The sequence below is a fragment of the Pseudomonas sp. CH61 genome (assembly GCF_059429415.1).
In genome coordinates this window covers 3,736,810-3,754,946 of the sequence record NZ_CM182098.1, presented here as the reverse complement: position 1 = coordinate 3,754,946, position 18,137 = coordinate 3,736,810, and the positions used below count along the sequence as shown (strand labels likewise).

Here is an 18,137-nt window from a genome sequence, read left to right as displayed (position 1 = left end):
ATTTTGTGAACGCCAATAATCCAGTGTGGGAGCGAGCCTGCTCGCGAATGGCGGCGGAACAATCGCGTACATTTGCAGGGTTGACGATAAAGAACCGGCAGCTCAGTCTGCCGGTTCTCTTTTTTGTCGCGGGGGTGGTCGATGCCTTTTTTCACGGTTGACGGACAAGCGCTGCATTACATTGATCAAGGCACAGGCCCGGCGGTGTTGCTGGCCGGCAGCTACTTGTGGGACCAGGCCATGTGGGCGCCGCAGATCGCCGCATTATCGCCGCACTATCGGGTGATTGCGCTGGATCTGTGGGGCCATGGCGAGTCAGGGCGGTTGCCTGAAGGCACGGCATCACTGGATGACATAGCCCGTCAGGCGCAGGCCTTGCTCGATCATCTGGATATCGACCGCGTCACCCTGATTGGCCTGTCGGTCGGCGGCATGTGGGGCGTACGTCTGGCGTTGTCGGCACCGCAACGGCTCAACGGTCTGGTGCTGATGGACACCTACGTTGGCGTCGAACCTGAACCCACCCGGCAATACTACTTCTCGCTGTTCAAGCAGATAGAAGACACCGGCGAGATTTCCGAACAACTGCTCGATATCGTCGTACCGATCTTCTTCCGTCCGGGCATCGATCCGCAGTCGGCGCTGTATCAGGATTTCCGCGCGAAACTGGCGGCGTACTCCCCGGATCAGCTACGCGAAAGCATCGTGCCAATGGGGCGTATCACTTTTGGTCGTGATGATTTGTTGCTACGGCTGAGCGAACTGAATGCCGCGACCACGCTGGTCATGTGCGGCGATCAGGACAAACCACGACCACCCTCGGAAGCGCGGGAAATGGCCGAGCTGATCGGTTGCCCGTGGGTGCTGGTGTCGGACGCGGGGCATATCTCCAATCTGGAGAATCCGCAGTTTGTCACCGAGGTGTTGTTTACCTTCCTCAGCGAGCGCAACCGACACACCGAGTAATCTTCAATCGCGAGCAGGCTCACTCCTACAGGAGAATGCATTCCAAATGTAGGAGTGAGCCTGCTCGCGATAGGGCCAGCCCAAGCGCCGAAAATTATTTAGGCCCGAGAATCTTCACCAACTTGTCCGGCGCAGGCGCGCCTTGCTGCTGTTGCAACTCACCCTTGTCATCCATGTAGAAGATCGCCGGCGTGGCCTGCAAATCCAGGTCTTCCATCAACTGCATGTTCGCCGCCAGTTTGCTCTGCACGGCCACCGGAATCTCTTTCAAGGCTTTGAGCGAGCTGCCCTTGCCAGCCTTTTCGTGATCTTCCAGGGCCTTGGCCGGATCCTTCGCAGCGAGCAACGCAGCCGATTTGCCCGGGCTGTCTTCACGAATGATGCCGACCATGATGTGCCGCAGTTGCACCTTGCCGGATTTCACCCACGGCCGCGCCTGTTCCCAGAACATGTTGCAGTACGGGCAGTTCGGATCGCTGAACAGGTACACGGTGCGCGGTGCGTCCTTGTTGCCGTCCTGAATCCAGTTGCTCGCTTCGAACTTGGCCCAGACTTCCTTGGCCATTGGCGCGTAGACCAGTTTTTGCAGGGGCTCGCTACTCAGGTCCTTACCGTCGGCGTCGTACAGATTACCGAGCAAAACGTGTTTGCCATCCGGGGTCAGGTACAGCGCCATGCCACGGTTCTGATACTGCGCCGCATAACCACGCAAGCCATCGGGCGCATCGAACTGGCCGACGATTTTCGCGCCTTTGGCTTCGATCTGTTTGATCGCCGCAGGCAACTCTTCAGCAGCCTGCACCGACGGCAAGTGCAGCAGGGCAGTGCCCAGAGTCAGCGTCAGCAGGTGGCGGAGGCGGGGCATGGCAGTTTCCTTGCAGAGGTGGCCGGAGCAGTGGCCGGGTTCGAATTCGGGGTCGGGGTGTCAAAATTTTCCAGGGCGCGCGCCAGGCTGGCGTTGGATAACTCGCCCAGGTGACTGCTCAGCAGCCGACCGTCGGGGCTATAGAACAGCGTAGTCGGCAATGCCATCGAACCGACGGCCTGACCCAGCCGACCACTGCGGTCGAACAGCACGTTATTGAGGCTCAGGCCCTGGGTTTCGAGAAACGTCGCCACGCTCTGCATGCTTTCGGCCTGATTGACGAACAGGAAGGTCAGGTCGGGGCGTTGTTGCTGAGCGCTTTCCAGCACCGGCATCTCGCGCCGGCACGGCGGGCACCAGGTCGCCCACAGGTTGATCACCAGCGGCCCGCCCTGATAGTCGCTGAGCTGGATGGTTTCCCCGGCCGCATTGCGCAGGGAGATGTCCGGCAGTCGGGTGCCTTGTTCATAGATGTTTAACGACAACGTCGCCAACAGCCAGAACGCCACACCGCTGGCCACGCCAAAACCCAACGGGCGACGCAGTCCTGGACGCCGCCAGCCGCGATACAGCGCCGCCAGCAGCAACACAATCACACCCGGCCAGGCGAGGAAACCACCGTCACGCAAATCGATGATTTGCCACGGGTCATTGCGATAGTGCGACCAGTACAGCAGCACAAAGGCCACCCGCGCCGCGAGCATGCCCAGTAGAAACAGGCTGAACAATGCCGACTCGGGGTTATCGCCGCCGCGCTTGGCCACCCGCCAGCCGACAAAGGTCGCCAGCGCCAGGGCACTGATCAGCAGCAGGTGGTTAAGTGCGATGGCAAAGGTGCCGAGGGTTAAAGTCAGCATTAATTGGCGTCCCGGGTGGTGGCCCAGCGTTGCAGAAACGTCTCGGCATCTACCTCGCCGGTGATGCGCTGGCTGCGGCGTTCTTCGCCATCCGTGCCGATCCAGACGAAGCTCGGTGGCCCCGGCACTTTGTAGCGGCTGAGCAATTCACGGCTGGCGGCATTGTCGGCAGTGACATCGAGGCGCAGCAGGCGTACGTCATTCAACGCCTGCATGACCTTGTCCTTGCCGAACACCTGCTTCTCCATGACTTTGCACGACACACACCAGTCGGCGTAGTAGTCGAGCAGCACCCACTGACCCTGAGCCTTGGCGGCATCGAGTTCGCGTTGCAGCGCCGCCGGCTCCTTGATCGTGGTGAACGCGTCATGAGCCGATGGCAGCGCTGCGCTGGAGCGGCCGGCGCTGTAGACCTGCAACGGCTGATACGGATCATCGCTGCCGCCCGCCGCACCAATCACCAGCAAACTGCCCCACAGGCCGAGCAACAGCGAGGTCGCGCCGAACAGTTGGGCAACGCGGCCAAAACCTTCGGACTGTTTCCAGGCACAGAACGCTGCGATCAACAGCAATGCACCGCACAGGCCCAGCCACAACGAAGCATCGAGCACCGGACGCAACATCAACAGCGCCGTGGCGAGGAAGAGGAAACCGAATACGCCCTTGAGCAGGTTCATCCAGGCGCCGGGTTTGGGCAGGAAGCGATTGCCCACGGTCACCAGCAACAACAACGGCACACCGATGCCGATGCCCAGCGAGAACAGAATCAAGCCACCGTGCAGCGCATTGCCGCTCTGCGCGATGTACAGCAAGGCGCCTGCCAGCGGCGCGGTCATGCACGGGCCGACCAGCAGACCGGACAACGCTCCGAGCACCCCGGCGCCAATCAGACTGCCACCGCTGCGACTGCGCGAGGCGTGTTCAAGACGATCGCGCAGGGCCACCGGCAATTGCAGTTCAAAGAAACCGAACATCGGCAAGGCCAGCACCACGAAGATCGCGGCAAACGTGCCGAGCAGCCACGGATTCTGCAACCACGCCTGCAGGTTCGCGCCGAGTAGCGCAGCAATCACACCCATCGCCGCATAGACCAGCGCCATGCATATCACATAACTGCCGGCCAGCGCGAAACCTCGACGCGGGGTGGCGCCACTGCCGACCACCATACCGGCCAAAATCGGCAGCATCGGCAATGTGCAAGGCGTGAAGGCCAGCAACAGCCCGAGGCCGAAAAACACCAGCAAACTCCAGCCCAGCGCCCGTTGTTGCAAGCTGCTGGCCAAGGCCTGATCCGGCGCTTCAGCGCTTGCGGCCACTGCCGCTTTGCCGCCCAGGTCAATGACCCGGGTTTGCGGCGGATAGCACAGACCCGCATCGGCACAACCTTGGTAGCTGACCTTGATCTGGCCTGTGGCCGCTGCCGGGATTTTCACTTCCAGCCCTTGGCGATAGACCGGTTGTTCACCGAAGAACTCGTCGCTGTGGGATTCGCCTTCAGGCAGCGCGGGCTGCTGCTGCGCGCTCAGTCCATCGAATTTCAAGCGTTTCTGATACAGGTAATAGCCGTCGGTGATTTGCCAGAACAGCTGGGTTTCACCGGATTCAAGACGTTCGGAGGTGAGCACGAACGCCTTGTCGACCGGCAGAAACTCCGGCTTGGTATCAAATGGATTGTTCCCGGCCTGGGCCAGGCTGGAAATCAGCAGAGCAAACAAAAGAAAAAAATGACGCATGGAGGAGCCTTGTCCCTGTGCAAGTGAGGTGCACAATGGGCGGCGGCGATTAACCGATGATTAACCGCCACGCCCTTGTCGCTGTGACGTTCGGGGCATAATGTCAGCTTAATCGGCCAACTGCCTAATCGGCTTTTTTCTACGGGACTCACCATGCACGTACTGGTTTGCGAAGACGATGAGCTGATCGCCAGCGGCATCGTTGCCGGTCTCACGGCTCAGGGTTTGACCGTTGAGCACGTCAACACCGCGTCGAAAGCGCGGGCGATGCTCAAGGTCGCCGAATTTGACGTGATGGTGCTCGATCTCGGCCTGCCCGACGAAGATGGCCTCAAATTGCTGCAACAACTGCGTCAGAGCGGCCTGGAAATTCCGGTGCTGATCCTGACCGCGCGCGACTCGGTCACCGACCGCGTTGACGGCCTGCAGGCCGGGGCTGACGATTACCTACTCAAACCATTCGATCTGCGCGAACTGTTCGCCCGTCTGCAAACCCTGTTGCGCCGGGTTGCCGGGCGCAGCGTCAACCTGATCGAGCACGGCGCGCTGACGTACGACCCGAGCAGTCGTGAAACCATGCTGGCCGGGCAACCGGTGGACTTGTCGCGCCGTGAGCAATCGCTGTTGCAGGCGCTGCTGCACAATCGTGGCCGGGTGCTGTCCACCGAACAGTTGAAAGACAGCGTCTACGGCTTCAACGATGAGCTGGAAAGCAACGCGCTGAACGTACACATCCATCACCTGCGCAGCAAACTGGGTAAAGGTATCGTTGAAACCGTGCGCGGTCTGGGCTATCGCCTCGGCCCGGCTGACGGTGGAGATCAAGGCAAGTGATGAGCCTGCGACTGCGCCTGAGCCTGACCCTCGGCGCTGCGTTTGCGCTGATCTGGGCGCTGGCGGCGGCCTGGATGCTCAGTGACCTGCGCAATCAGATGATGTTCTCCCTCGACCAGCGTCTGGTGGCGTCGGCGCGCATGGTCGCCGGGCTGCTGGAACAGTTGCCGACACTGCCAAGCAAAGGCGAGGGCACGCATTTCAGTGCCGAACAATTGAATATCCCCGGCGGCATGGCCTGTCAGGTCAGTTCCTTGCGTGGGGAAATTCTCGCGCGCAGCCACAACAATCCCGAACAGGCGCTGGAAGCCGAGAATATGGGCTTCCATGACCAGATGATCGACGGCGCGCCCTGGCGCAGCTTCACCCTCGCCCGCGGCGATGTGCGGATTACCACCGCCGATCGGCAGATCGAGCGCGAAGCCCTGAACATGTCGATCCTGTTGGCGGCGTCGGTGCCGGTGGGCGTGGCTTTGCTGGGTTGCCTGTGCCTGTTGTGGCTGGGCATCGGCCAGGGGCTGGCGCCGCTCAACCGTCTGCGGGAAGCGCTGATGCGACGCAATGCCGATTCGCTCGAGCCGTTGCAGATCCAGACCTTTCCCAGTGAATTGAAGCCGCTGCTGGAAACGCAAAATCAGTTGTTTCAACGCATCGGCAAGACCATTGAGCGTGAGCGCCGTCTGACCGGTGACGCGGCGCATGAACTGCGCAGCCCGCTGACGGCGATCAAAACGCACCTGCAAGTCGCGCGCATGACCGATGGCAGCGCCCGCGATCAGTCGCTGGCGCGGGCCGAGGAAGGCGCCGATCGTCTGCATCGAACCCTTGAGCAACTGCTGTTGCTGGCGCGGGTCGAGGGCAGTCTGTCGTTCGATGACGGTTCGCAATGCAGCGCCGAGCAAGTGGCACGCCTGGCCATTCAGGACGCCACCGGTGGCGAGCGCCTGCGCATCAAACTGCAACTGCCGACCGGACTTTCCGTTGCACCGCTGCAAATGCCGGCGGTGCTGTCGATTGCGGCGCTGCGCAATCTGCTCGACAACGCCCTGCGCCATACTCCTGAGGACTGCGCGGTTGAGCTGAGCCTGGAAACCATTGGCAACCGCGTGCGTTTTGTCGTGCGCGACCATGGCCCGGGGATTGCGCCGGATGACCTGCAACACCTGACCCAACGTTTCTGGCGCAACGGCCAGAGCACCGGTTGCGGCCTCGGCTTGGCGATTGTTCAGGCAATTGTTCAGCGTTGTGACTGCGCGCTGCATTTCGACAGCCGCCCGGATGGCCTGCGCGTCGAACTGACCATGCCGTTGCAACCGGTCTGATTCCACCGCAAATCCCCTGTGGGAGCGAGCCTGCTCGCGAAGACGGTGGCACACTCAACATCAGTGTGGCTGCCAAACCGCTTTCGCGAGCAGGCTCGCTCCCACAGGGGAAGGTGTTGTGGCACATCAAATGTAACCTCTCGGCGTTCGCTATCCGCTTGGTCTGGGCGTAAGGTCAACGCAGCTTTGACTCAATGGATTGAGGGAACTGCGCCATGGAAGCACCCATCTGTATTCGTCCGGCCACACTGGCCGACGCCGGTATCATCAGCCGCATCATCGAACGTTCGATCCGCATCGGATGTGCGCTCGATCACCGTAACGATCCATCACTCGTCAGCCAATGGATCGGCCTGCAATCCGCCGATTTCATCAGTGCACGACTGGCCGATCCGCACTTCTATCTCTGCATCGCGCTGTTGGCGAACAAACCGGCCGGTGTCGGCATGGCGCAGGCCAGCGGCGGCATTTTGCTGTGTTACGTCCAGCCAGAGTCATTTCGCCGGGGCGTCGGGCGAGCGCTGATGTTGGATCTGGAAGGCTGGTTACGGGTTCGCGGTGTTTCTCACGCTGATCTCAACAGCACGCGCACCGGCCAGGCATTTTATCGGCGTCTGGGCTATCGCAAATCAGCGCCGCCCCTCGAATACCAAGGCTTGCAGACCCTGCCCATGCACAAGCCGATGGCAGCGCCGGGCTGACAACTCGATCACGGGCTAAATCCTCAGGCCCCTTAAGCGTTTCCAGAACAGGAAAACCTGCAAGTGCGCCCCGCGATCGGAATGCGCACCTGTCCGGTGTGCTGTTTTGGTCACTATCCATAGCCAATTGAGGGGTCGAGAGATGTCAGTCGCCACCAGCCTTATCGAAGAGTCGTCGGCCCGGGTTACTTCGGCCCCGGCCGAAACGCTGTACCAGTTCAATGAGTCGCCACTGCTGGCCCGTCAGGCCCGCCAGGAATCCAACGCGCGCAGCTATCCACGACGTATTCCATTGGCTCTGAAGCGCGCCAAAGGCCTGTATGTCGAAGACGTTGAAGGGCGCACGTTCATCGACTGTCTGGCCGGTGCCGGCACACTGGCGCTGGGGCATAACCACCCGGTGGTGATCGAAGCGATCCAACAGGTGCTGGCTGATGAATTGCCGCTGCACACCCTCGACCTGACCACGCCGGTCAAGGATCAGTTCGTGCAGGACCTGTTCGGTCTGCTGCCATCGGCCCTCGCGGCTGAAGCGAAAATCCAGTTCTGCGGGCCGACCGGCACCGATGCCGTGGAAGCGGCGCTGAAGCTGGTACGCACGGCGACCGGGCGCAGCACCGTGCTGTCGTTCTCCGGTGGTTATCACGGCATGAGCCAGGGTGCGTTGAGCCTGATGGGTAGCCTGGGGCCGAAAAAGCCGTTGGGTGCCTTGCTCAGCAATGGCGTGCAGTTCATGCCGTTCCCGTATGACTACCGTTGCCCGTTCGGCCTCGGTGGCGCAGCAGGTGTGAAGGCTAACCTGAGTTACCTGGAAAACCTCCTCAACGATCCGGAAGCCGGCGTGCAACTGCCCGCAGCGGTGATCGTCGAAGCGGTGCAGGGCGAGGGCGGCGTGATTCCGGCGGACATCGAGTGGTTGCGCGGCTTGCGTCGGATCACCGAGAAGGCCGGTGTGGCGCTGATCGTCGACGAGATCCAGAGCGGTTTTGCGCGCACCGGCAAGATGTTTGCCTTCGAACACGCTGGCATCACCCCGGATGTGGTGGTGTTGTCCAAAGCCATTGGCGGCAGCCTGCCGTTGGCTGTGGTGGTCTACCGCGACTGGCTCGACACCTGGCAGCCGGGCGCGCATGCCGGCACCTTCCGTGGCAATCAGATGGCGATGGCGGCAGGTTCTGCGGTGATGCGTTATCTGGTAGAGCACAAGGTCTGCGAACACGCTGCTGCCATGGGCGAACGCCTCAGTGAGCACCTGCGCATCCTGCAACGCGACTTCCCGCAACTGGGTGATATTCGGGGGCGTGGCCTGATGCTCGGGGTAGAGCTGGTCGAGCCGAACGGCCCAGCGGATGCGCTCGGTCATCCGCCGGCGTTTGCGCGACTGGCGCCGCTGGTCCAGCGCGAATGTCTCAAGCGTGGGCTGATTCTGGAACTGGGCGGCCGGCATGGCGCGGTGGTGCGTTTCCTGCCGCCGCTGGTGATTACTGCTGCCGAAATCGACCGTGTTGCGCAAATCTTCGGTCGCGCTTTGGCCGCTGCCACCGCGGCGCTGTAAATTTTTCGCCGCGCCGAACGTTCTTTCTACATACCCGGCTGCACGCCTCGTGCAGCCCACCCTTATAACGATGGAGAACCAGCATGACGTCAGTATTCGACCGCGAGGACATCCTCTTTCAGGTCGTGGTCAACCACGAAGAGCAATACTCGATCTGGCCGGACTACAAAGCCGTGCCAGAAGGCTGGCGCACTGTGGGCAAGAGCGGCCTGAAAAAGGAGTGCCTGGCCTACATTGAAGAAACCTGGACTGACATGCGTCCGCTGAGCCTGCGCCAGAAGATGGAAGGGCAGGCCGCCGCGCAATAAGCGGCCGGGCAAAAACAAACCCGCTGGACTGGTCACAGTCAGCGGGTTTTTTCTTGCCTTGGATTTGTGTAGTCCGGGCTGGCCTCATCGCGAGCAGGCTCACTCCTACATTTGGAATGCGCTCCCCCTGTAGGAGTGAGCCTGCTCGCGATGAACGATAACGCGGTTTCAGCTGAAATTAAGCCCCGCTCAAACCCTTCAACAGCAAATCCACATTGCCTTCCAGCTCCGCCACCGGATCCGCCGCATCGGTGCTCAACACCACCAGACGACTACCCGATTCGGCAATCGCCGCTTTCACCGGCTCCGACGGCTGCCGATGATGCAGCACCACCGCGACATCATTGTCCTTTAGCGTCGCCGTCAGTTTTTTCAGATCCTCAGGCGTCCACTCGGTATCAGGGCGTGGATCCTCGCCGATCAGCTCCAGATTCAAGCTGCCGATCAAATAACCGAAGTGATCGCTCAGGCTCAACACACTCAGATTGTCGGCGTTGGCCAGACGCGCTTCGCTATCGGCGCTGAGCTTCAACAGACGCTGCTTCAACGTCGCCAGATTCGCCTCGATCGCAGGCTTGGCGCTCGGTGCCAGGCGCACCAGATCCGCCGCCATCACATCCGCCATGCGTCCCATGTTGTTGTTCGCCAGCCACGGTTGACTGTTCAAGCCATCAACCTTCAGATCCGGTTGCACGGCAATGCCCGGCAGGGCGCCGTCGACCGGACGCGCGGCGTCGACTTCGACAATGCGGATATTGCTGCGACGGGCGATCGGGTACAACTGGTCATCTGGCCACAGCGAGCGCACACCAATCACGGCATCGGCACCGGTTGCCAGTTTGCTCAGGGCCGGAGCGCCACGCCCGGTGAAGTAGGCACTCTGACGACTGCCCGGCAGGTTCGCCGGCGCCGCGCGTTCGAGATTGACATCAGTGCCCTTGAGCAGCGCTTCTGCCAAGCCAAAGGTGATGGGCAACGAGGCCAGTACCTGCAGCGGCTTAGCTTTTTCGGCGGCCATCAACGGCGAGCAGACCACACCGCACAGGGTCATGGCCAAGGTCAGTTGTCGCAGTGAAAAAGTCATTTATCCAAGATTCCCTTTCAGACTCGGGACAACCCCGCGCGCAATGGCGGCGAGGGCGAAGGCAATGCCGGCGACCAGAATGATCGCGGCGCCGGATGGAATCGGCAGGTCGAACACGATCGGCGCCAGGATCCCGCACAACGTGCTGACCGTGGCGATCAGCACCGAGCACCAGAAGAAGCCCTTGAGCGACTGGCTGAGCAAACGCGCCGCTGCCGCTGGAATCACCAGCAGTGCGCCAACCAGAATCGCACCGATGACTTTCACCGCCGCCACGGTGATCAGCGTCACCAGAATCACGAACAGATAATCCAGGGTTTTCACCGCCACCCCGCGCACGGCCGCCAGTTGCGGGTTGAAACTGGCGAGCATGATGCGGTTGTACAGCGGCAGGGCCAACGCCATGACCAGCGAGCCGACAATGGCCAACACCGCCAGATCGTTGCCGTTGACCGTCAGCACTGAGCCGAACAGTACGTTCTCGAGAATGTGCACGTTGATCTTGCCCGCCAGGATCAACAGCAGACTCGCGCCGAGTGCCAGCGACACCGACAGAAACACGCCGATCAAGGTGTCCGGCGCCAGACCGGTACGGTTGCGCAGGTAATTGAGCAGGATGCCGAACAGCAGGCAGTAGCCGAACAGGCTGCCATAGGGCCCGGTGTACGGTTCGCCGAGCAGGATGCCGATGGCCACGCCGGTCAGCGCCGCGTGGCCTACCGCTTCGGAGAAAAACGCGAAGCGCTTGACCACCACCAGCGTGCCGAGGCCGCCGAGCACCGGGCCGATCAGCAGGCCAGCGAGCAAAGCATTTACGACAAAACCGTAGGCCAGTGCTTCCGGCAGATAACCGGACGAGGCCCAGCCTTGCACCATCAAACGAAAGGCTTCGTAACTCATCAGGCAGCGCTCCGTGGATGGGTGGAAAACAGCGTCAGCAGGCGTTCCGGGGTCAGCGCCTGTTGTGGCGTGGCGTCGAACAGCACACGACGGTTAAGGCCGGTGACCCGATCGGCCAGACGCCCGACCGCTTCCAGATCGTGCTCGATCCACAGCACGGTGATGCCCGCCGCGCGCCAGTCATTGAGCAGGCGCTCGAACACCTGAATCCCGGCTTCATCAAGGGCGGACATCGGTTCATCCAGCACCAGCAATTGCGGCGCCGGAATCAAGCCTTGTGCGAGCAGCACCCGCTGCCGTTCCCCGCCGGACAGCGCACCCATGCGCCGCTTGCGTTTGTCCTGCATGCCGACGCGTTCCAGCGCATCGCCAATGGCGCCGGCGTAACGCTTGCTCAAACCGAGAAACGCCGGGCGACGTTGACACATGGCGGCCATGAAATCGTCGACGGTCAAAGGCAAACCGCGATCGAACTCCAGCGCCTGTGGCACATAACCGATGGTCCCGGGTTCGCCGGGCCATTGCAGGCTGAGCTGGCCCTGATGCGGCATTTGCCCGAGCAGGGTCTTGATCAGCGAACTCTTGCCGCCACCGTTGGGGCCTACCAGCGCATGCACGCTGCCGGGCTGCACCTGGAAGGTGACCTTGTCCAGAATCGTCGTGCGCCCCAGCGTCAGACAAATCCCCGCAAAATCCAGAGTCGGCCCCGAAACCTGTAGGAGTGAGCCTGCTCGCGATAGCGGTATGTCATCCAACGAAGATGTTGCCTGGACCGACGCCTTCGCGAGCAGGCTCGCTCCCACAGGGGACTCGGTGTTTTCGGGGGAAAGGATCTCTCTGGAAGTCATGCGCCCGACTCCTGAATCGCCCGCACCACGGTGTTGAGGTTGCCGGTCATTTCCTTTTCGTACTTGTCGGCGGTGTATTCGCCGTAGGAAATGTGCGACAGCGGATACAGTTTCACGCCGGACTCACGCTGGATTGTTTCGACGTAAGTGGAGGGGAAATCCATCTCCGAGAAGATCACCTTCACGTCCAGTTCACGCAACTGGTCGATGGTCTTCTTCAATTGGCTTGGGCTCGGCTCGATGCCGTGGGCCGGCTCGACCACGGCGGTCACTTCCAGGCCGAACTCACGCAGCAAATAGTCATAAGCGGCGTGCACCGTGGCCACGCGCAGTTCTGCGTTCGGCGCTTGCGTCAGTTTGGCCAGCGCGTCGGCGCGCATCTGCCGCAGGCGTTTGCCGTAGGCGCGGGCGTTCTGGGTGTAGGTCTTGGCGTTGTCCGGATCGAGTTTGCCCAGTTCGCGCGCGATGTTGTTGACCTGGGCGATGGAGGCGCTGATCGACAGGAACGTGTGCGGGTTCACCACTTTACCGGCACCGCGTGCGGCAACCCCGGTGGCGGCCAGCAGCGGCACGTTTTCGTTGGCTTCGATGGTTTTGATGTCCGGCGTTTCGCTGGCGGCGATCATGCGGTCGGCAAAGTCGTCATGGCCGACACCGTTGAGCACGATCACGTCCAGCCCGCTGATGCGTTTGATGTCCTCGGCCCGCGGTTCGTAGGCATGCGGATTGAAGCCAGCGGGAATCAGCGGAACCACCTCGGCCTTGTCGCCGACAATGTTCGCCACATAGCTGTAATAGGGGTGCAGGGTGATGCCGATGCGCAGGCGTTTGGCCTGATCGGCAATGGCCAATGGGCTGAGCAGGCAGGCGCAGAGGCCGAGCAGAAACAGACGCAACAATGGACGGCGAGACGATGAAATAGACATGGGCAAACGGTCTTCTCTCGGATGAGGGCGAGGAATCAATGGCGATGTTCGCGGGTAACCCCGGCATCGTATTGCGCGACGATCTGTTTCCAGCCAGAAGCGGACAGGGCGGCTTCAGTCAGTTCGGTCGGCGCTGTCAGATTGGCGTCGCGGTTGAGCCAGATATCGGGCGCAGCCTTGTCGTCGGCGCTCAGCAACATCACGAACGAACCGGCAACCGCCGTGTTCTGGCTATGACCGAAATAGGCGCTGCCCGCCAGCATCTGCCAGGCATGACCGCCACGGCTGACCGAACTCGCATCCTGGGCAAACGGCGCAAAGCCTTCGTCGGCCAGATTCTGCGGTGTCGGCAGGGCTTGCTGTTCTTCGCGCAGCAAGCGGATTTCATCGAGGGTCACCCGCAGGTCGGCGTAGATGCCTTGTTCCGAAGCGCTGAGGTCGCGGCGCGCGTCGAGTTGATTTGTCGCCACCGGCTCCGGTTCATGGGAAACCCCGCGCCAGGCGACGACTGAGCCGGCGACCGCCAGGATCAACAGGCACAACAGCAGCACATTGAGGGTTTCATGACCGGCACCGGCCGGGCGCACGATTTGGCTGGTTGGCGTGCTCATGGGGCTTCGATATCCGCGTGGTCGATTTCCACCACGTGGCCCGGACCTGCGTCGAACAGTACGTAGAACTCGGCGCCGGGTTTCTTGAAGGTCAGGGTCGAATCGCTGCCGAGTTTGCCCGGCACCAGAACGGTTTCGTCATAGCCGATCACATCGAGGGTCACCCCCGGTGCACCGCTGCCGTCGGAGAAACCACCCGTGCATTTGATCTGCTCGGCGTCGATGGCTTTGCATTCGCACATCGGGTTGTGTGCCAGCGCACCGGCACTGAAGCCGGCGCACAGCACCAGCAGCGCGGTATTCAACCGCAAGCGTAAGAAGCGTTGCGAGCTAGTCATGGTTTGGCTCCTTGTTTGTTCAACCAGGCAATGGTGGCGGGGGAGGCCTGACTCAGAGGGATCGAAGCCTGATGCATGCTGCCGTCCCAGCCTTCCATGGTGATCCACAGTTCGGCGTCGGCTTTGGTTTTTTCCGGAACCGGCAGTTGGCTGCCCATGCGATACGGTGTACCGAAGAAAATCACCCCGGCGGCACGCAGGCTGCGCGGTTTGCCGATGCGCAGATAAGTGGCCTTGACCTGTTCAACGCAGGCATCGCACAGCGCCGCGTTGAAGTCCTTCATATAGCCGGCGGGACCGCTCAGATGCGGGGCTTCGTTGCGCAGTTCGGCCAGACGCAAACTCCAGGGGCCGACCTGAACGTCACCTATTTCGCGCTCGCCCAGGCCGCTGTCGCCGCGAAACAGCGACACGTCGGCGAAGTACTTGGGCATGAATCCCAACGGGATCAGCAACAGCAGCGCATTGATGTGGAAGCGCCATTTGTGCCAGAAACGGCTCAGGCGCGACGGTGGGGTGGCGGTGCTGGACTGGCTCACAGGTTAGCCTCCGAGGTTTCACGGGCGAAGGCCGGTTGTGCCGGGGCGCTGCGGGCCTTTTTGCTTTCGCGCTTGAGCGCGTTGGCGGTGGCCAGAGCGGTGCGTTTGGTCCAGATCAGCAGACCGCTGAGCACCATCATGCTCAACAGCAAGCCGAAGAAGAACCAGATCAGCTTGATCCACAGTCCACCGAAATCACCGGTGTGCAGCGGCCGCATGGATTCGGTGACAAATTCCAGGGAGGAGCGGTCGGTGATCAGTCGCGAGGCGGCCATGTCACCGTTGAACGGATTCAGCGTGGCTGTCTGGAACATCAGCGGATACCAGCCGCGACCGCCGACGCTCATGTGGCTGTAGGCATTGCCGGGCATGCTGATGAAGCTGACTTCGAGGCCGGGGATTTTCTGTTCGGCGATCTCCACCGCGCGATCCAGGCTGATCCGTGGCGGCGGCGAAGCATCAGCCGAGATTGGCACGCTTTCACGCGCCATGGCCGGAATAATGGGCTCGGTCGAGATCGACACTTGGTTGTCGAACAGGAAAGCCTGAATCAGGAACCAGGTACCGGTTATCGAAATCACCGCGATAAACCAGATCGACCAGATCCCGCTGAGGCGGTGGAAGTCGCCCCAGAAAATCCGGGCGCCGTGGCGAATGCGCAAGGTCGGGCGCAGAAAGCCTTTCCAGAAACGCTTGTACACCACAAGGCCGGTTACCAGCGAGGCGAGCATCGGCAAACCGAGGAACGACACCAGATACCAGCCCCAGCTGTAACCGTTGGTAAAGGGCACCAGCCACCAGCCATGCAGGGCGCGGGTAAAAGCCTGGAAGTTGAAGTCGGGAGCGCTGCCTTGTATCACGCCGGTGTACGGGTTGACGTAAACGGTCTGCGAGCGTCCGTCCGGATAACTGACGCTGACGTCGAGGGCGAAGTGTGATTCGTCCGGTCGGCTGATGCTTTCTACCAGTGTTTGCGGTTCGGCTTTTTTGATGGCGGCCAGCACCTGCTCAAAGCTGAGCAGCGGTGCATCGTCGGCGGGCTGACTGGCGCGCATCTGCGGGTTGGCCAGCCAGACGATTTCCTGGCTGACCACCGCCAGCGTGCCGGTGACACAGACGATCAGGACAAAGAACCAGATCGGTAACGCCAGCCAGCTATGAACGAGGAACCACAGTTTGGAGCGGGATTTCTTCGACATGATTGCGCGTCTTGATAGCGGTGAAAGGGCGCGTGGCTACGGGCTTCGCAGCACGGCAGACCCCGAAAGACCGAACGTGGCTTTTGCCTACGCGAACGGCCTGCATCTCTATAGGACGAATGAGCGGGACAAATCCCGAAAGGTGATATGAAAGCAAATGTTTCCCAATTCCCCGATCACCACGAATCCCCTTGTGGGAGCGAGCCTGCTCGCGAAAGCGCCGGCTCAGTCACTTCATCCGTTGCCTGATCCACCGCTTTCGCGAGCAGGCTCGCTCCCACAGGGTTTTGCTGCGTACAGGGGATCAAACACGATTCATGATCCACGCCATCACTGTCAGGCAATTGATGGCCGACCCGCGCTGCCTATGATGGGAATCACCCGATTCCCTGAGTGAGCGCCTTGATGACCGCCAGAACCCTCTACGACAAACACATCGATTCGCACACGGTGTGCCGCCTCGACGATCAGGACCATGTCCTGTTGTATATCGATCGTCAGGTGATCAACGAATACACCAGCCCGCAGGCCTTCAGCGGTTTGCGCGCGGCCGGGCGCGAGGTCTGGCGGCCGGGCACGGCGCTGGCGGTGGTCGACCACGTCAACCCGACCACGCCTGTGCGCATCGCGGCAATGCCTGATGCGGGTGGCGCGCGGCAAGTGTCGTATCTGGCGGAAAATTGCCGCGATTTCGGCATCGAGTTGCTGGACATCCTCGACAAACGTCAGGGCATCGAACATGTGATCGCCCCCGAACAGGGCTTTATTCTGCCCGGCATGGTCATCGCCGCTGGCGACAGCCATACCACCACCTATGGCGCACTCGGCGCCTTCGGGTTCGGCATCGGCACCTCCGAGATCGAGCATCTGCTGGCCTCACAGACGCTGGTCTATAAACGTCTTAAAAGTCTGCGCGTGACCGTCGATGGCGACCTGCCGCCAGGCTTGACTTCCAAAGACGTGATCATGGCCCTGATCGGTCGTATCGGCGCTTCCGGGGCCAGCGGTTACGCCATCGAATTCTGCGGCTCGACCATCGCTGCCCTCAGCGTTGAAGCGCGCATGACCATTTGCAACATGGCGGTCGAGGCAGGCGCGCGGGGCGCATTCATGGCCCCGGATGACAAGGTCTTCGCCTATCTCAAGGGTAAGCCGCGTGCGCCGCAAGGCGAGTTGTGGGAGCGGGGCGTGGAGAAGTGGCGCGAATTGCGCAGTGATCCGGGCGCGGTGTTTGACCGCGAGATTCACCTCGACGCCAGTGTGCTGGAACCGATGGTCACCTGGGGCACCAGCCCTGATCAGGCCGCCGCGATCGGTGCGCGAGTGCCCGACCCACAAGCGATCAGCGATCCGATCCTGCGTCAGGACATGCGCCGCGCCCTCAACTACATGGGCCTCGAAGCGGGCATGGCGCTCAGCGATATCGTCATCAGCCATGCCTTTATCGGTTCGTGCACCAATGCGCGAATCGAAGACCTGCGTGATGCCGCCAGCGTCGTGCGCGGGCAGCAAGTGGCAGAGCATGTGCGGGCGATGATCGTTCCCGGTTCCAGCGAAGTTCGCGCGCAGGCCGAGGCCGAAGGGCTGGCGCAGATCTTTATCGATGCCGGTTTCGAATGGCGACAGTCCGGCTGCTCGATGTGCCTGGCGATGAACGACGACGTCCTCGCACCCGGTGACCGTTGCGCATCCAGCACCAACCGCAACTTCGAAGGCCGTCAGGGCGCCGGCGCCCGTACTCATCTGATGAGCCCAGCGATGGTCGCCGCTGCGGCCATCAGTGGTCGACTCACCGATATCCGCCACTTTGGAGAACGCCCATGAGCCTGCAGCCCTTCACTCAAGTCAGCGGTCAGGCCGCGCCGTTATTGGCGGCCAATGTCGACACGGACGTGATCATGCCCAAGCAGTTCCTCAAAGGCATTGATCGTCAGGGACTCGATCGCGGCTTGTTTTTCGATTTGCGGTTTCTGCGCGATGGCAGCCCCAACCCCGATTTCGTTTTGAACCAACCAGCGTGGCAGGGCGCAAGTTTTCTGCTGGTCGGGCCGAATTTTGGCTGCGGTTCCAGCCGCGAACATGCGGTCTGGGGCTTGCAGCAAATGGGTATTCGCGCGTTGATCGGCAGCAGTTTCGCCGGGATCTTCTACGACAATTGCCAGCGTAACGGGGTGTTGTTGATCACGCTGGAAGAGGCGCAGGTGCAACGCATCGGACGGCTTGTAGGTCAGGCTGAAACGGCGCGGGTCAATATCGATCTGGAGACTCAGCGGATTAGTCTGGCGGATGGCACGGTGATCGATTTCCAGATCGATACTTTGCGTAAAACTGCATTGCTGCTCGGCCTGGATGCCATCGGCAGCACCCTGCAACGGCGCGAACAGATCAAGGCCTTCGAGCGCGAACACCTGGCCAACAACCCGTGGCTCTCCTGACCCACCGCTGATCCCCTGTAGGCCTTCGCCTGCTCGCGATAGCGGTGGATCAGTCAGAATTGTTGTATCTGACACACCGCTATCGCGAGCAGGCTCACTCCTACAGGGTTTTGTGT

Annotated in this window: 19 protein-coding genes; 8 read left to right on the top strand and 11 right to left on the bottom strand. The window is 61.4% G+C overall.

The window, feature by feature from the left end; translation table 11 throughout:
- Positions 1 to 141 precede the first annotated feature (141 nt).
- Positions 142 to 966: an alpha/beta fold hydrolase gene (locus AC5SEM_RS16795; protein ID WP_495470870.1), complete on the top strand. Its 825-nt coding sequence runs from the start codon at positions 142 to 144 to the stop codon at positions 964 to 966.
- A gap of 94 nt (positions 967 to 1,060) precedes the next feature.
- Here the strand turns inward: AC5SEM_RS16795 and dsbG are convergent, their stop codons facing one another.
- The 3 genes from dsbG to dsbD are packed head-to-tail and all read right to left on the bottom strand — an operon-like array spanning position 1,061 to position 4,421.
- Positions 1,061 to 1,831: a thiol:disulfide interchange protein DsbG gene (dsbG, locus tag AC5SEM_RS16790; RefSeq protein ID WP_495470869.1), complete on the bottom strand. Its 771-nt coding sequence runs from the start codon at positions 1,829 to 1,831 to the stop codon at positions 1,061 to 1,063.
- The gene (locus tag AC5SEM_RS16785; protein WP_077573888.1) at positions 1,807 to 2,688 is read right to left on the bottom strand and encodes a TlpA disulfide reductase family protein; all 882 of its coding nucleotides are present in this window, start codon (positions 2,686 to 2,688) and stop codon (positions 1,807 to 1,809) included. Before AC5SEM_RS16785 ends, dsbG begins: the two co-directional genes overlap by 25 nt.
- Entirely contained in the window at positions 2,688 to 4,421 is a 1,734-nt protein-coding gene (gene dsbD, locus AC5SEM_RS16780; protein ID WP_077573887.1) for a protein-disulfide reductase DsbD, read from the bottom strand. Before dsbD ends, AC5SEM_RS16785 begins: the two co-directional genes overlap by 1 nt.
- Positions 4,422 to 4,574: 153 nt before the next feature.
- Here dsbD and AC5SEM_RS16775 point away from each other — a divergent pair, with 153 nt between their 5' ends.
- From AC5SEM_RS16775 to AC5SEM_RS16755, 5 genes are all read left to right on the top strand, one after another.
- The gene (locus AC5SEM_RS16775) at positions 4,575 to 5,255 is read left to right on the top strand and encodes a response regulator (RefSeq protein WP_053122214.1); all 681 of its coding nucleotides are present in this window, start codon (positions 4,575 to 4,577) and stop codon (positions 5,253 to 5,255) included.
- Complete coding sequence (locus AC5SEM_RS16770) at positions 5,255 to 6,577, top strand: ATP-binding protein (RefSeq protein ID WP_495470868.1); 1,323 nt, start codon at positions 5,255 to 5,257, stop codon at positions 6,575 to 6,577. Before AC5SEM_RS16775 ends, AC5SEM_RS16770 begins: the two co-directional genes overlap by 1 nt.
- Before the next feature lie 215 nt (positions 6,578 to 6,792).
- Positions 6,793 to 7,278 (top strand): GNAT family N-acetyltransferase, encoded by a 486-nt coding sequence (locus tag AC5SEM_RS16765; protein ID WP_495470867.1) that lies wholly within the window; start codon positions 6,793 to 6,795, stop codon positions 7,276 to 7,278.
- 142 nt (positions 7,279 to 7,420) lie between these two features.
- Complete coding sequence (locus AC5SEM_RS16760; RefSeq protein WP_495470866.1) at positions 7,421 to 8,833, top strand: aspartate aminotransferase family protein; 1,413 nt, start codon at positions 7,421 to 7,423, stop codon at positions 8,831 to 8,833.
- Positions 8,834 to 8,916: 83 nt separating this feature from the next.
- Positions 8,917 to 9,141 carry an MbtH family protein gene (locus AC5SEM_RS16755; RefSeq protein WP_064391340.1) on the top strand — a complete coding sequence of 75 codons (225 nt, stop codon included), beginning with the start codon at positions 8,917 to 8,919 and terminating at the stop codon, positions 9,139 to 9,141.
- Between the two features lie 178 nt (positions 9,142 to 9,319).
- On the opposite strand, the gene AC5SEM_RS16750 is transcribed toward AC5SEM_RS16755, so the two are convergent.
- Genes AC5SEM_RS16750 through AC5SEM_RS16715 form a run of 8 tightly spaced genes read right to left on the bottom strand, consistent with a single transcriptional unit; the run spans position 9,320 to position 15,586 of the window.
- The gene (locus AC5SEM_RS16750) at positions 9,320 to 10,225 is read right to left on the bottom strand and encodes a metal ABC transporter substrate-binding protein (RefSeq protein ID WP_495470865.1); all 906 of its coding nucleotides are present in this window, start codon (positions 10,223 to 10,225) and stop codon (positions 9,320 to 9,322) included.
- Complete coding sequence (locus AC5SEM_RS16745) at positions 10,226 to 11,125, bottom strand: metal ABC transporter permease (protein WP_007917717.1); 900 nt, start codon at positions 11,123 to 11,125, stop codon at positions 10,226 to 10,228.
- Entirely contained in the window at positions 11,125 to 11,973 is an 849-nt protein-coding gene (locus tag AC5SEM_RS16740) for a metal ABC transporter ATP-binding protein (protein ID WP_371043786.1), read from the bottom strand. Before AC5SEM_RS16740 ends, AC5SEM_RS16745 begins: the two co-directional genes overlap by 1 nt.
- The gene (locus AC5SEM_RS16735; protein ID WP_116030570.1) at positions 11,970 to 12,899 is read right to left on the bottom strand and encodes a metal ABC transporter substrate-binding protein; all 930 of its coding nucleotides are present in this window, start codon (positions 12,897 to 12,899) and stop codon (positions 11,970 to 11,972) included. Before AC5SEM_RS16735 ends, AC5SEM_RS16740 begins: the two co-directional genes overlap by 4 nt.
- Positions 12,900 to 12,934: 35 nt before the next feature.
- Positions 12,935 to 13,510: a DUF6162 family protein gene (locus AC5SEM_RS16730; RefSeq protein ID WP_495470864.1), complete on the bottom strand. Its 576-nt coding sequence runs from the start codon at positions 13,508 to 13,510 to the stop codon at positions 12,935 to 12,937.
- Entirely contained in the window at positions 13,507 to 13,848 is a 342-nt protein-coding gene (locus tag AC5SEM_RS16725; RefSeq protein ID WP_495470863.1) for a hypothetical protein, read from the bottom strand. The genes AC5SEM_RS16730 and AC5SEM_RS16725 overlap by 4 nt, the downstream gene beginning before the upstream one ends.
- The gene (locus AC5SEM_RS16720; protein ID WP_077573878.1) at positions 13,845 to 14,387 is read right to left on the bottom strand and encodes a PA2404 family protein; all 543 of its coding nucleotides are present in this window, start codon (positions 14,385 to 14,387) and stop codon (positions 13,845 to 13,847) included. The genes AC5SEM_RS16725 and AC5SEM_RS16720 overlap by 4 nt, the downstream gene beginning before the upstream one ends.
- On the bottom strand, positions 14,384 to 15,586 hold the full coding sequence (locus AC5SEM_RS16715; RefSeq protein WP_123595355.1) for a PepSY-associated TM helix domain-containing protein: 1,203 nt from the start codon (positions 15,584 to 15,586) through the stop codon (positions 14,384 to 14,386). Before AC5SEM_RS16715 ends, AC5SEM_RS16720 begins: the two co-directional genes overlap by 4 nt.
- A 405-nt stretch (positions 15,587 to 15,991) precedes the next feature.
- Here AC5SEM_RS16715 and leuC point away from each other — a divergent pair, with 405 nt between their 5' ends.
- On the top strand, positions 15,992 to 17,410 hold the full coding sequence (gene leuC, locus AC5SEM_RS16710; protein WP_495470862.1) for a 3-isopropylmalate dehydratase large subunit: 1,419 nt from the start codon (positions 15,992 to 15,994) through the stop codon (positions 17,408 to 17,410).
- Entirely contained in the window at positions 17,407 to 18,021 is a 615-nt protein-coding gene (gene leuD, locus AC5SEM_RS16705) for a 3-isopropylmalate dehydratase small subunit (protein WP_495470861.1), read from the top strand. Before leuC ends, leuD begins: the two co-directional genes overlap by 4 nt.
- Positions 18,022 to 18,137 lie beyond the last annotated feature (116 nt).

What these genes read in the sequence shown, in the direction of transcription:
- AC5SEM_RS16795 (WP_495470870.1), top strand. Translation starts at nt 142, where the DNA reads ATGCCTTTTTTCACGGTTGACGGACAAGCGCTGCATTACATTGATCAA.
- dsbG (WP_495470869.1), bottom strand. Translation starts at nt 1,831, where the DNA reads ATGCCCCGCCTCCGCCACCTGCTGACGCTGACTCTGGGCACTGCCCTG.
- AC5SEM_RS16785 (WP_077573888.1), bottom strand. Translation starts at nt 2,688, where the DNA reads ATGCTGACTTTAACCCTCGGCACCTTTGCCATCGCACTTAACCACCTG.
- dsbD (WP_077573887.1), bottom strand. Translation starts at nt 4,421, where the DNA reads ATGCGTCATTTTTTTCTTTTGTTTGCTCTGCTGATTTCCAGCCTGGCC.
- AC5SEM_RS16775 (WP_053122214.1), top strand. Translation starts at nt 4,575, where the DNA reads ATGCACGTACTGGTTTGCGAAGACGATGAGCTGATCGCCAGCGGCATC.
- AC5SEM_RS16770 (WP_495470868.1), top strand. Translation starts at nt 5,255, where the DNA reads ATGAGCCTGCGACTGCGCCTGAGCCTGACCCTCGGCGCTGCGTTTGCG.
- AC5SEM_RS16765 (WP_495470867.1), top strand. Translation starts at nt 6,793, where the DNA reads ATGGAAGCACCCATCTGTATTCGTCCGGCCACACTGGCCGACGCCGGT.
- AC5SEM_RS16760 (WP_495470866.1), top strand. Translation starts at nt 7,421, where the DNA reads ATGTCAGTCGCCACCAGCCTTATCGAAGAGTCGTCGGCCCGGGTTACT.
- AC5SEM_RS16755 (WP_064391340.1), top strand. Translation starts at nt 8,917, where the DNA reads ATGACGTCAGTATTCGACCGCGAGGACATCCTCTTTCAGGTCGTGGTC.
- AC5SEM_RS16750 (WP_495470865.1), bottom strand. Translation starts at nt 10,225, where the DNA reads ATGACTTTTTCACTGCGACAACTGACCTTGGCCATGACCCTGTGCGGT.
- AC5SEM_RS16745 (WP_007917717.1), bottom strand. Translation starts at nt 11,125, where the DNA reads ATGAGTTACGAAGCCTTTCGTTTGATGGTGCAAGGCTGGGCCTCGTCC.
- AC5SEM_RS16740 (WP_371043786.1), bottom strand. Translation starts at nt 11,973, where the DNA reads ATGACTTCCAGAGAGATCCTTTCCCCCGAAAACACCGAGTCCCCTGTG.
- AC5SEM_RS16735 (WP_116030570.1), bottom strand. Translation starts at nt 12,899, where the DNA reads ATGTCTATTTCATCGTCTCGCCGTCCATTGTTGCGTCTGTTTCTGCTC.
- AC5SEM_RS16730 (WP_495470864.1), bottom strand. Translation starts at nt 13,510, where the DNA reads ATGAGCACGCCAACCAGCCAAATCGTGCGCCCGGCCGGTGCCGGTCAT.
- AC5SEM_RS16725 (WP_495470863.1), bottom strand. Translation starts at nt 13,848, where the DNA reads ATGACTAGCTCGCAACGCTTCTTACGCTTGCGGTTGAATACCGCGCTG.
- AC5SEM_RS16715 (WP_123595355.1), bottom strand. Translation starts at nt 15,586, where the DNA reads ATGTCGAAGAAATCCCGCTCCAAACTGTGGTTCCTCGTTCATAGCTGG.
- leuC (WP_495470862.1), top strand. Translation starts at nt 15,992, where the DNA reads ATGACCGCCAGAACCCTCTACGACAAACACATCGATTCGCACACGGTG.
- leuD (WP_495470861.1), top strand. Translation starts at nt 17,407, where the DNA reads ATGAGCCTGCAGCCCTTCACTCAAGTCAGCGGTCAGGCCGCGCCGTTA.